A 12,816-nucleotide genomic window follows, 5' to 3' on the forward strand; every position below is an offset into this window, starting at 1 on the left:
CGATATGGTTAAAACCAAAAAAATCAAGAACATTTATCCTCTGAGTCATATGCAGGAGGGAATGCTGTTTCATTCCTTCCTCCATAAAGAGGAGGGAGCTTATGTTGAGCAGTCGCTCTTTACGATAAAAGGAAGCCTTAGCTATGAGATGTTTCAGCGCAGTATTCAAGCCATCATCGACCGCCATGATATTTTCAGAACTGTATTTCTGCCGCACGTCCCCAATCTGTCGGGGCCTCGGCAGGTCGTGATGACAGAACGGAAATTCCATTTGCACACTGAGGACATTTCCAGCCTGCAAACGAATGAGCAGAATGATTATATTGAACAGTTTAAGGAGAAAGATAAGAAAAAAGGGTTTGATTTGCAAAAAGACATGCTGATGCGGATTTCTCTGCTCAAAACAGCAGAAAATGAGCATGTCTGTGTCTGGAGCCACCATCACATCTTAATGGACGGCTGGTGTCTCGGAATCATTCTGCAGGAATTTATGCAAATCTATCAATCTATCCATACAGGAAATCACCTTGCTTTGGAGCCTGTTCGTCCCTACAGCACCTATATTTCTTGGCTGACAAAACAAGACAAAGAAACGGCAGCAGACTACTGGCGTGCTTATCTGAAAAACTACAGCACCCCCTCACAGCTGCCTCGGGTGACGGACAGAGAAGCAAAAGAAGGGTATTACCGTGAAGAATTAACTTTCACTCTGAATCAAAAGCTGACGGACAAGCTAAAAGAGACCGCCAAACAAACAGGCGTCACGCTTGCCACCTTTATTCAAACGGTCTGGGGTGTCATGCTCCAGCGCTACAACCGAACGGACGATGTCGTTTTTGGCGCGGTCGTTTCAGGCAGACCATCTGAAATTCCGGGTGTTGAGTCAATGATCGGATTGTTTATCAATACAGTTCCGGTTCGTGTTAAAACAGGCAAAGAAGAAACGTTTGCAGAACTGCTCAGCCGCTGTCAACAAGATATGCTGGACGCTGAGCCGTTTACCTGCCATCCTTTATTCGATATTCAGGCAAACACCGCCTTAAAACAGGAACTGATTGACCACATTATTGTCTTTGAAAATTATCCGTTACAGCAAAAAATGGCTGACTCAGCTGATCAGATTGATTCACCTCTGCAAATAGACAATGTAAAAGTGTCTGAACAGTCAGGATACAATTTCAACTTTGTCGTTGCTCCCGGTGATGAACTCGTCATCAAGTTCAGCTATAATGCGCACGTGTATGATGCTGCCTGGATGACCTGCATCCAAAGACAGCTGACACAAGCGTTACAAGCAGCTGCAGATCACCCTGACATTCCCGTTGCAGACTTTTCCTTTCTTGATCCGAAAGAAAAAGAGCAGATTTTAACACAATGTAATGACACTTCGACGGAGTATCCGAAAAACAAATCAGTAATAGATATATTCCGCGAACAGGCAGTAAAAACACCAGATCAAACAGCTCTAGTTTACGGAAATAGGTCCATTTCGTATCGTGAACTCGATCAAAAATCGGATGCACTGGCCAGAACATTGTATGAAAACGGGCTGCGCCGAAACGGAACAGCCGGTATTTTGGCTGGTCATTCTCCTGAATTCATCATTAGTGTACTGGCTGTTTTAAAAGCAGGGGGGACATACCTTCCTCTTGACGCGGAGCTTCCGCCTGAACGTATCAGCTATATGCTCGACGAAACAAAAGCCGCTATGCTGATTGTTCAAAAAGGACTGGAGCCAAACACAGCGTTTGCTGGAACCTTCATTTCTGCAGATGCAGAGGCGATGATTGAAGAACATACGAAACCTTTGGAAATCGTCACTGGCCCGGATGATCTCGCGTACATCATGTATACTTCCGGTTCGACAGGCCGGCCTAAAGGCGTCATGATTACCAATCGCAATGTCGTGTCCCTTGTTTGCAACAGCAATTACACATCAGCTTCTGTAAATGACCGGTTTATCCTGACAGGGTCCATCAGCTTTGACGCCGTCACCTTTGAAATGTTTGGAGCGCTTTTAAAAGGAGCAACTCTGCATATCATTGATAAATCAACAATGCTGACACCAGATCGTTTTGGCGCGTATTTAATTGAAAACAACATCACTGTGCTGTTTTTGACAACCGCTCTTTTTAATCAGCTGGCACAAGCTCAAGCTGACATGTTTCATAGGCTTCATACGCTATATGTCGGGGGCGAAGCGCTGTCGCCTGAGCTTATAAACGCTGTCAGGCGCGCGTGTCCGAAGCTTTCGCTTTATAATATCTATGGACCGACAGAAAACACGACGTTCTCAACCTTTTTTGAGATTAAAAGAGACTATGCCACTCCCATCCCGATCGGGAAACCGATCAGCAATTGTACCGCTTTCATCTTAGATGCAAAAGGATGTCTCTTGCCAATAGGCGTTCCCGGAGAGCTATGTGTCGGCGGTGACGGGGTGGCAAAAGGCTATTTAAACAGAGATGATGTAACAGCTGCCGTTTTTTCTTCTGATCCTTTCATACCTGGAGAAAGAATATACCGTACCGGTGATTTGGCGCGGTGGCTGCCTGATGGGAACCTAGAATATATCAGCCGGATTGACAGACAGATTAAAATTCGCGGAAAACGGATTGAGCCCGCTGAAATTGAAGCGCGGATGTTAGAAATCGAAGGGGTACGTGAAGCGGCAGTTACTTTGCTGGAAACAGATGGAGAGGCGCAGCTATACATGCATTATGTTAGTGATGAAAGCAGAAACGAAAAGGAAATTCGCGCTGCATTAGCACGAGTGCTTCCTGACTACATGATTCCGCAGCGCTGGGTTCGAGTTGACCGTATGCCGCTTACCGGAAACGGAAAAATCAATCGCAGCGCACTCCCTGTTCCAGAAAACGAGTCTGAAAATCGTCAGGACCTCACACCGCCCAGAAACTGGGTCGAACAGGAATTGGCGCAAATTTGGAAAAGCGTACTCGGCGTTAAAACGATCGGAATACATGATGATTTCTTCGGTCTTGGCGGACATTCACTAAAAGCGCTTCAAGTGATACACATGCTTAAACATCATCAGCATATTGATATACCGATTGATGTCTTATTCGAAAATCCGACGATCGCCCAGCTTGCGGAAAAGCTTTATTCTAATCAGCTGTCAGCGGCCGGTGAACAGCATGTGATCCAACTGAACCAGCAAGGCGGAAAAAAACCTGTTCTGCTTCCCGCCGATTTCAGGCTTCGGGATTTATTTTAAAGACCTGGCATTGCAGCTGAATCACAAAGCAGCCGTGTATGGCTTTCATTTTATTGAGGAAGACAGCCGCATTGAACAATACGTCAGCCGCATTACCGAAATACAGCCAGAAGGGCCGTACGTTCTATTAGGCTACTCCGCGGGCGGAAACTTGGCTTTTGAGGTCGTACAGGCTATGGAGCAGAAAGGACTAGAAGTCAGTGACTTCATTATCGTAGACGCCTACAAAAAGGATCAGTCTATGACAGCAGATACCGAAAACGACGACTCAGCCGCATACCTGCCGGAAGCAGTCAGAGAAACAGTGATGCAGAAAAAAAGGTGCTATCAGGAATATTGGGCTCAGTTAATAAATGAAGGCCGTATCAAGTCAAACATTCATTTCATTGAAGCTGGCATTCAAACCGAAACGAGCGGGGCTATGGTATTACAGAAATGGCAAGACGCCGCTGAGGAAGGCTATGCCGAATACACCGGATACGGCGCGCACAAAGACATGCTGGAAGGTGAATTTGCTGAAAAGAATGCAAATATTATCCTCGATATTTTAGACAAGATCAATTCAGATCAAAAAGTGCTGCCAAATAAGCATTAAACAAATACTTGCCGGACAGAAGCGTATCTCTGTCCGGTTTTCTTTTTGCAAGAGTGTCGCGCATAAGAATGGATGCAAAAAAGCGGGGAATGATAACATCATCCTTTTTCTTGGAGGCTTGTCATGGAACATCTTTCTTGGCTTACTTTTTTTATGCTGATACTGGCGAGTTACAGGCTGACACACTTAATTGTATTCGACAAAATTACAGAATTCATCCGAAAACCTTTTATGAAAAAGAAAAGAACTGTTGATGCAAACGGGCACGTGAATGAAAAAAACGTGCCGGCCTCAAACTTTGGCTATATGTTAAATTGCTACTGGTGCGCGGGCGTTTGGTGTGCCATCCTGATCGGGCTTGGCTATCTTTTTTTACCTGATATCGCTGTTCCGGTGATTTTCATATTATCGATCGCAGGCGCACAGGCCATTCTTGAATCAGCTGTCGGCGTAGGCGTAAAACTCGTAGACGTGTTAAAAAGTATCCAAATTCTCATAAATGATAAAAAGTCCTAAAGCAGGGTAAAGAGGCTTCGGGACTTTTTTACGTTCAGCCGGTTATAAATCCGGTTTCTTCAATCCGATTAAGCACCCTTTTACAGCCCGGGAATACCGTAATAACGAATAGTGAAAGCGATGTAATGGGGGAGAAGAAACAGAATGAAGGGTTGTCAAAAGCCGATTGTACGTATTCTTGTCAGCTTGCTCATCGGAACGTTAATCATATCCGTTCCTTATCTGGCCAAAGCACAAACGGACAGGGAACTGAGAGCCGTATGGATTGCATCCGTACTAAACCTTGATTGGCCGTCAAAAAAAGGCTTATCGATTGAAGCGCAAAAACAGGAGTATCTCAGCCTGCTGGATGACGTTCAGTCAATGGGAATGAATGCCGTCATCGTTCAAATTAAGCCGACGGCCGATGCCTTTTATCCGTCCGCTTACGGGCCTTGGTCTGAATATTTGACTGGTGTTCAAGGAAAAGACCCAGGTTATGATCCGCTCGCTTTTATGATTGAAGAAGCCCATAAACGAAATCTTGAATTTCACGCTTGGGTTAATCCTTACCGTATTACGATGAACCATACAGATCTCAATAAATTGTCTGATGATCACCCGGCAAGAAAGCATCCGGACTGGGTCGTGGCTTACGGAAAGCAGCTTTATTATAATCCCGGCATTCCTGAAGCGAGGGATTTTATCATCGAAGGCATTGAAGAAGTCGTAAAGCATTATGACGTTGATGCCGTTCATATGGATGATTATTTTTACCCTTATAAAATAGCCGGACAGGAATTTCCTGATACCGTACAGTATGAACAATACGGGAAAGACACGTTTCCCGTTATTGATGACTGGCGAAGAGATAATGTAAACCAGCTTGTCAGCCAAATCAATCAAACAATCAAAGCTGAAAAACCATATGTCAAATTCGGCATCAGTCCATTCGGTGTATGGAGAAACGCAGAAGACGACCCAACCGGATCGAATACCAAAGCAGGTGTCAGAAATTATGACGACCTTTATGCAGATACGAGACACTGGATCCAGCAAGGCGACATCGACTATATTGCCCCGCAAATTTACTGGAGCATCGGCTTCAACGCAGCCGCTTATGACGTGCTGGCTGATTGGTGGAGCAACGAGGTCAAAAACAGACCCGTTCATTTATACATCGGGCAGGCAGCCTATAAAATCAATAACAATTTTGACCCGCCTTGGTCCGACCCTGAAGAATACGCCAGACAAATCAATCTCAACCGTCAGCTGGAGCTGGTGAAAGGAAGCATGCATTTCAGCCTCAAAGACCTCAATAAAAATCCGCTCGGCATCAAAGACAGACTCATCACCGACCTGTACAGCAAGCCTGCATTGGTACCCGAAATGCCTTGGCTCGACAGCAAAGCACCGAAAAAACCGAAACTGACCAAAGTAACCGCAGACGATAACGGAAACCTCCTGCACATACAAGACCACCCATCAAATCGAAAAACAAAGGAAACAGCCTATTATGCGATATACAGGGCTGAAGGAAAACAGGAGCAAACATTGCTGGCCACAGCAAGAAAAACAAACGACAAGCAAACCTTCCTGGATGACACGGCAGAACCAAATAAAACATATACGTATTATGTCACGTCCGCAGACCGGCTTCATAACGAAAGCAAGGCCTCGAAAAGAAAAATAAAACAATAGCCCGCAGAGACGGCTGTTACTAGCCGTCTTTTTCAACAAATTGCGTTTTTATGAATGAGCAAGAAACGTATTGCCGGTGCTGAATTACTAAGAGAAAATGATTTTTAATGATTTCCCTGTATTGGAATCTGAGCATTTCGTATTAAAAAAGATCGAAGAGGCACACTTGCAAAATATATTTTCAATCTATGAACATGACGAAGTATTTAAAAACTGCGGCATCATTCCTAAACATAACATAAAGACAGTACATAAAATGATTAGCCATTTTGATCGAGATGATCAGAAAAAAGTGGGGGATTTATGAGAAGTATCAAGGGACTACAATGACGTTAAAATCAGTTGCCGAACAAGCAAATGTCACGCAAAGAACCGTTTATTATCATTTTCGCACAAAAGAGAACCTGATGCTGGAGGTGGTTCGTCATGTGTGCGACAGTTCATGGGCAAACGTAAAGAACAATTAGCGTCCGCCAACCGAAAAGCTAAAATCAGCAAAAGCCCGAACAAAGGAAAATGCTTATTATCACCGGTTAATTTTAACGCTGACGTTTTAATTTTCAGACTTCTTTTGTCAGGGAATGATTCCTGAATTCACTTAATAGGATGTTACAAAGATGTGAAGGAGGAAACCAAGTGAATTTTGACCTGACAAAAGAACAGCAAATGGTTCGTGAAATGGTAAAGGATTTTGCAAAGAGAGAAATTGCTCCTCACGCAGAACATGTAGATCAAACGGGTGAATTCCCGATACAAACGTTTCAAAAAATGGGTGACCTCGGACTGATGGGCATCCCCTTTCCTGAGGAATATGGAGGATCAGGCGGAGATACGATTTCCTATGCCTTAGCTGTTGAAGAAATCGGCAAAGCATGCGGCAGTACAGGATTAAGCTATGCAGCTGCAGTTTCACTCGGTGCAAGCCCTCTATATTACTTCGGGACAGAAGAACAAAAACGGGACCATTTGATTCCTCTGGCTTCCGGAAAAGCACTCGGATCATTCGGCCTGACAGAACCAAATGCCGGCTCTGATGCAGGAGGCACGCAAACGAAAGCGGTGATAGATGGTGATGAATATGTGATTAACGGCGAAAAATGCTGGATCACAAATGCCAGCTATGCACGTACGGTGATTGTGACGGCAGTGACAGGCAAAAATGAGAGCGGAAATAATATCATCTCCGCATTAATTGTTCCGACAGACACACCCGGCCTTACCATAACGAGCCCGTACGATAAAATGGGTGTGCGCGGATCAAATACAGCGGAAATTTTGCTTGAGGATGTCCGTGTACCCGCAAGTTACCTGCTCGGCGACCCTTCAAAAGGATTTAAACAGTTTCTTCATACCCTGGATGGCGGACGCATTTCAATTGCCGCTCTTGCAGTCGGCATTGCCCAAGCGGCACTTGAAGCCTCCTTAGCCTATGCGAAAGAACGAAAGCAGTTCGGACAGCCGATCTCTTCCTTTCAGGCCATTCAGTTTAAACTTGCCGACATGGCGATGGAAATCGATCTTGCCCGGCAAATGGTATTAAAAGCTGCCTGGCTGAAAGATCATAAGCGCCCGTTTACGAAAGAAGCGGCTTATGCCAAGCTGTTTGCCTCTGAAATGGCAACAAGGGCATGCAACCAAGCGATTCAAATCCATGGCGGTTCCGGCTACATGAGAGAATATGCGGTTGAACGGATGCTGCGGGATGCAAAATTGATGGAAATTGGAGAAGGCACATCAGAAATTCAGCGTATCGTGATCGCCAGACAGCTTCTAAAATAAAATGTAAACGCTTTCTGATCTCGTGAAAGGAGGACCGACACATGTCTGAACTCATCCATTGCACAATCGGCAGGCTGCTGGAACAAACGGCAGCAGCCTATCCTGATCAAGAAGCGGTTGTCTATCCCGACCGGAATCTCCGCTATACGTACGCGCAATTCAACAGGCTGTGCCGCCAAACCGCTAAAGGGCTCATGGGGATGGGAATTAGAAAAGGAGACCACGTGGCCATATGGGCCTCGAATATACCGGAATGGCTTGCTGCTCAATTCGCCACCGCAAAAATCGGGGCTGTGCTCGTTACCGTAAATACAAATTACCAATCCCAAGAGCTTGATTACTTGCTGAGACAATCAGATGCGGATGCACTTATCGTCATGGATTCATATCGCGGCACTTCTTATACAGAGATCCTGAACAGCTTAATTCCCGAGCTGAAGGAAGCAGAGCCCGGGCAGCTGCAATCAGAACGCTATCCGTGTTTAAAAACATTGATTTATATCGGTGAAAAACGTTTACCTGGTATGTATCATTGGGACGATACAGAGATGTTGGCACAAACAGTGTCAGATGCCGAGCTGGAAGCAAGAATGAGCAGCCTTGAAAAAGATGATGTCATTAACATGCAATACACGTCAGGAACGACAGGATTTCCTAAAGGAGTGATGCTGACTCATTTTAATGTCATCAACAACGCCGCAAATATCGCTGAATGTATGAAATTAACCTCATCTGACCGCATGTGCATTCCGGTTCCGTTTTTCCATTGCTTCGGCTGCGTGCTTGGCGTTTTGGCATGTGTGTCCGTCGGAGCAGCCATGGTACCTGTTGTAGAATTTGAACCTGCTACAGTCCTTACAACGGTTGAAAACGAGACATGCACAGCACTGCACGGTGTACCGACGATGTTTATCGCGGAGCTTCATCTTCAAGATTTTGATTCTTATGATCTGTCATCGTTGCGAACAGGCATCATGGCAGGATCATCCTGTCCGAGTGAGGTGATGAAAGCTGTCATTGAAAAAATGGGCATGACAGACATCACAATCGCCTACGGACAAACGGAAGCTTCGCCGGTGATCACACAAACAAGAGCTAATGATTCCTTCCAAAGAAGAGTGGAAACAACCGGCCGAGCCTTGCCTGAGGTCGAAGTGAAAATTGTGGATCCCGGCACGTTTAATGAGGTTCAAAGAGGCGTACAGGGAGAGCTTTGCACCCGCGGGTATCATGTGATGAAGGGCTATTATAAAGACGAAGAAGCTACGCAAAAGGCAATCAACCCAGAAGGATGGCTCTTTACCGGTGATCTCGCTGTGATGGATGAAGACGGATACTGCCGCGTCACCGGGAGATTAAAAGACATGCTCATCAGAGGCGGTGAAAACGTTTATCCGAGAGAAATAGAAGAATTTTTATACCGCCATCCTAATATTTTAGATGTACAGGTAGTTGGTGTGCCTGACGAAAAATACGGGGAGGAGGCAGCTGCCTGGATTAAGCTGAAAGAGGGAAAAACAGCTTCATCCGAAGAGCTGAAAACCTATTGCAAAGGGAAAATCGCCCGCCACAAAATTCCGCGTTATTTCATCTTTACAGACGAGTATCCTATGACGGCCTCAGGCAAAATTCAAAAATACAAGCTTCGTGAAAAAACGATTCAGCTGTTTCACTTACCATCAAGTCAATGAGGGGTGATTTCATTTGTTTACAAAAGTGCTGATTGCCAATCGCGGAGAAATCGCAATGAGAATCATACGTACGTGCAGCCGCCTTGGGATCAAAACGGCAGCGGTATATTCTGAAGCAGACAGAGATGCGCTCCATACAAAGGCAGCAACAGAGGCTTATTATATCGGAGAATCGAGAGTCAGTGAGAGCTATTTAAATATTGAGAGAATCATAGAGGCGGCGAAAAAGGCAAATGCCGACGCCATCCATCCGGGATATGGATTATTGTCAGAAAACAGCCGTTTCGCGCAACGCTGCAAAGAAGAAAACATTGTATTTATCGGTCCTTCACCCGCTTTGATTGCCAAAATGGGAAGTAAAATTGAAGCACGAAAGGCAATGGAGGAGGCAGGTGTTCCTGTAGTGCCGGGTGTTTCCGAATCCCTTGGAGATATTCAGGCAGCCTGCCTCGCCGCGAGTGAAATCGGCTACCCCGTTATGCTGAAAGCTTCAGCAGGGGGAGGAGGCATCGGAATGCAGCTCGTTCCTGACGAAGAAGCATTGATAAAGGCGTATGAAGGAAACAAAAAACGAGCAGCAGATTTTTTCGGAGACGGGTCCATGTATATAGAAAAGGTGATTGAACACGCCCGCCACATCGAAATTCAAATTCTTGCCGATCACCACGGGCATGCCGTGCATCTGTTTGAACGTGATTGTTCTGTCCAGAGGCGCCACCAAAAGGTCATTGAAGAAGCCCCATCTCCATTTGTTGATGATGAGCTGAGAATGAAGATAGGAGAAACGGCAGTGAAAGCAGCCAAAGCGATTGGCTATGCCAATGCGGGAACGATCGAATTTTTAGTCGATGAGAATAAAAACTTTTATTTTCTGGAAATGAATACGAGATTGCAGGTAGAACATCCCGTGACTGAAGAAATTACAGGTTTAGATTTAGTTGAGCAGCAATTAAGGGTTGCGGAGGGACAGACTCTCAGATTCGCTCAGCAGGACATAAAACGAAACGGGCATGCCATAGAGGTCAGAATATATGCGGAAGATCCGAAAACCTTCTATCCGTCACCGGGAACAATCACCGCTTTTTCTCTCCCGGAACAATATGGAGTCCGACACGAATGTGCAGTAGCAACAGGGAGCGCAGTTACGCCTTTTTACGATCCGATGATCGCCAAAATGATCGTCAAAGGCCAAAACAGAGAGGAAGCGATTGAGAGGCTAAAGGAGGCGCTCCGTGACTATCGGATAGAAGGGATCAAAACGAATATTCCGCTTCTCTTACAGGCTGCTTCATCAGAAGCATTCAAAAAAGGAGACGTCACAACTGATTTTTTGAAAAACAACTTATAAAGGAGGCAGCTGTCATGACGATACACATTCAAATGGCAGGGAACCTGTGGAAGGTGCATGTCAAAGCCGGAGACCACGTTGAAAAAGGCCAGGAAGTCGCCATTTTAGAATCAATGAAAATGGAAATCCCGATTGTTGCAGAGAGAAGCGGAACAGTCAAAGAAGTGAAAAAAAAGGAAGGTGATTTCGTGAATGAAGGTGATGTGCTGCTCGAACTGAACGATCCAACTCAATAATCGGGGAGGCTTACCATGTCCTATCCTAAAAAAGTCATGTTAAGAGAAGTCGGCCCGCGGGACGGCTTGCAAAACGAACCGGTGTGGCTTGCAACAGAAGACAAAATCGCTTGGATCAACCAGCTTTCCCAGACAGGACTCTCCTATATCGAAATAACATCCTTCGTTCATCCAAAATGGATTCCCGCGCTTCGAAATGCTCTAGATGTGGCAAAAGGCATCAGCCGGGTAAAAGGCATCACGTACGCAGCACTTGTCCCTAATCAAATGGGACTGGAGAATGCGCTGGAAGGGGGTATTGACGAAGCTTCTGTCTTTATGTCCGCAAGCGAAACACACAACGTAAAAAACATCAACAAATCCACTGCTGACACTCTCCAAGTTCTCAAACAAGTAACAGACGACGCAAAAAAAGCAAATCTTACAGTAAGAGCCTATCTCTCCACAGTTTTCGGCTGTCCGTATGAAAAACATGTACCGATCGAACAAGTGATTCGCCTGGCAGAATCTTTATTTGAATTCGGAATTTCTGAACTATCGCTTGGAGATACGATCGGCGCGGCAAATCCTGTACAGGTTGAAATCGTACTTGAAGCGCTTTTGAAACGATTCCCGGCAAGCCAGCTCGCACTCCACTTTCATGATACAAGGGGAACGGCTCTCGCCAACATTCTCACCGCTCTGCAAATGGGCATCACCACATTTGACGGCTCAACGGGCGGGCTTGGCGGCTGCCCATATGCTCCAGGTTCATCGGGAAATGCCGCGACAGAAGATATCGTGTACATGCTTGATCAAATGGGAATCGAAACAAACGTAAAGCTCGCCAAGTTACTTCCAGCAGCCAAATGGATCGAGGAGAAAATCGGGAAACATCTTCCGAGCCGAAACTTACAGGTGTATAAATCATCTTTATAAAAGAAAGGAAATACCAATGGGAGAATCTATTCTTTTCACTGCAAAAACAGAACACATTGCTGTCATCACCCTTAACAGGCCCCATGCGGCAAATGCCCTTTCGGCAGAAATGCTTAGAGACCTGCAATCCATTCTCCATGAAATTGAATTCAACACGAAAATCCGCTGCGTCATCCTGACAGGCGCCGGTGAAAAAGCGTTCTGTGCGGGAGCAGACTTAAAAGAAAGAATAAAAATGAAACAAGATCAGGTTCTCAAAAGTGTATCCTTCATTCACAGAACCGCTGCTTTACTCGAAGCCTTGCCGCAGCCGGTGATAGCAGCCATAAACGGAAGTGCTTTAGGAGGCGGGCTTGAATTGGCATTGGGATGCGACATCCGAATAGCAGCAGAGAACACTACGTTAGGCCTTCCGGAAACGGCTTTAGCTATTATCCCAGGCGCAGGAGGGACACAAAGACTTCCGCGTCTGATCGGCAGAGGAAAAGCAAAAGAACTCATTTATACAGGCAGACGCATAACCGCACATGAAGCCAAAGAGATAAACCTTGTAGAGCATGTTACGGCTTCTTGTGAGCTTATGGCGAAAGCAGGGGAACTGGCAGAAGCCATTTCAGCTAACGGACCAATTGCCGTCCGCCAGGCTAAATTCGCGATCAATAAAGGATTGGAAACAAACCTTGCAACGGGATTATCAATTGAACAAAAAGCATATGAACACACGATCCCGACAAAGGACAGGACAGAGGGACTTCAAGCCTTTCAAGAAAAAAGACGTGCCGTATACACGGGAGAATAAAGATCGGAGGGAATGCCTT

9 protein-coding genes and 1 pseudogene are annotated in these 12,816 nt (G+C 45.6%); all 10 read left to right on the forward strand.

Annotated elements, in window-relative coordinates; translation table 11 throughout:
* Positions 1-4: 4 nt before the first annotated feature.
* The 10 genes and pseudogenes from fenB to H7F27_RS11095 all read left to right on the forward strand — a co-directional run bounded on the left by fenB (position 5) and on the right by H7F27_RS11095 (position 12,797).
* A pseudogene (fenB, locus tag H7F27_RS11050) lies at positions 5-3,830 on the forward strand (fengycin non-ribosomal peptide synthetase FenB).
* Between the two features lie 123 nt (positions 3,831-3,953).
* Entirely contained in the window at positions 3,954-4,346 is a 393-nt protein-coding gene (locus tag H7F27_RS11055) for a DUF1360 domain-containing protein (RefSeq protein WP_185847909.1), read from the forward strand.
* A 144-nt stretch (positions 4,347-4,490) separates the two neighbouring features.
* The gene (locus tag H7F27_RS11060) at positions 4,491-6,026 is read left to right on the forward strand and encodes a glycoside hydrolase family 10-like protein (RefSeq protein WP_185847910.1); all 1,536 of its coding nucleotides are present in this window, start codon (positions 4,491-4,493) and stop codon (positions 6,024-6,026) included.
* A gap of 326 nt (positions 6,027-6,352) precedes the next feature.
* Positions 6,353-6,493, forward strand: a complete 141-nt coding sequence (locus H7F27_RS21135; protein WP_260627254.1) for a TetR/AcrR family transcriptional regulator — start codon at positions 6,353-6,355, stop codon at positions 6,491-6,493.
* Positions 6,494-6,662: 169 nt separating this feature from the next.
* The gene (locus tag H7F27_RS11070; RefSeq protein ID WP_185847911.1) at positions 6,663-7,805 is read left to right on the forward strand and encodes an acyl-CoA dehydrogenase family protein; all 1,143 of its coding nucleotides are present in this window, start codon (positions 6,663-6,665) and stop codon (positions 7,803-7,805) included.
* 41 nt (positions 7,806-7,846) lie between these two features.
* A complete protein-coding gene (locus H7F27_RS11075; protein WP_185847912.1) occupies positions 7,847-9,496 on the forward strand; it encodes an AMP-binding protein in 1,650 nt (549 codons plus the stop codon).
* Positions 9,497-9,509: 13 nt separating this feature from the next.
* Positions 9,510-10,844: an acetyl-CoA carboxylase biotin carboxylase subunit gene (locus H7F27_RS11080; RefSeq protein ID WP_185847913.1), complete on the forward strand. Its 1,335-nt coding sequence runs from the start codon at positions 9,510-9,512 to the stop codon at positions 10,842-10,844.
* Positions 10,845-10,858: 14 nt separating this feature from the next.
* On the forward strand, positions 10,859-11,080 hold the full coding sequence (locus H7F27_RS11085) for an acetyl-CoA carboxylase biotin carboxyl carrier protein subunit (RefSeq protein WP_024121611.1): 222 nt from the start codon (positions 10,859-10,861) through the stop codon (positions 11,078-11,080).
* Between the two features lie 15 nt (positions 11,081-11,095).
* Positions 11,096-11,998, forward strand: coding sequence for a hydroxymethylglutaryl-CoA lyase (gene ldeG, locus H7F27_RS11090; RefSeq protein WP_185847914.1), 903 nt, complete (start codon positions 11,096-11,098; stop codon positions 11,996-11,998).
* A 16-nt stretch (positions 11,999-12,014) separates the two neighbouring features.
* A complete protein-coding gene (locus H7F27_RS11095; protein ID WP_185847915.1) occupies positions 12,015-12,797 on the forward strand; it encodes an enoyl-CoA hydratase in 783 nt (260 codons plus the stop codon).
* Positions 12,798-12,816 lie beyond the last annotated feature (19 nt).

This window comes from Bacillus sp. PAMC26543, assembly GCF_014250375.1.
GTDB lineage: Bacteria > Bacillota > Bacilli > Bacillales > Bacillaceae > Bacillus > Bacillus halotolerans.

Bases quoted from the DNA above. Each gene is read 5' to 3' on its own strand.
- H7F27_RS11095 (WP_185847915.1), top strand. From the start codon at position 12,015: ATGGGAGAATCTATTCTTTTCACTGCAAAAACAGAACACATTGCTGTC.
- H7F27_RS11075 (WP_185847912.1), top strand. From the start codon at position 7,847: ATGTCTGAACTCATCCATTGCACAATCGGCAGGCTGCTGGAACAAACG.
- H7F27_RS11060 (WP_185847910.1), top strand. From the start codon at position 4,491: ATGAAGGGTTGTCAAAAGCCGATTGTACGTATTCTTGTCAGCTTGCTC.
- H7F27_RS11055 (WP_185847909.1), top strand. From the start codon at position 3,954: ATGGAACATCTTTCTTGGCTTACTTTTTTTATGCTGATACTGGCGAGT.
- H7F27_RS21135 (WP_260627254.1), top strand. From the start codon at position 6,353: ATGACGTTAAAATCAGTTGCCGAACAAGCAAATGTCACGCAAAGAACC.
- H7F27_RS11085 (WP_024121611.1), top strand. From the start codon at position 10,859: ATGACGATACACATTCAAATGGCAGGGAACCTGTGGAAGGTGCATGTC.
- ldeG (WP_185847914.1), top strand. From the start codon at position 11,096: ATGTCCTATCCTAAAAAAGTCATGTTAAGAGAAGTCGGCCCGCGGGAC.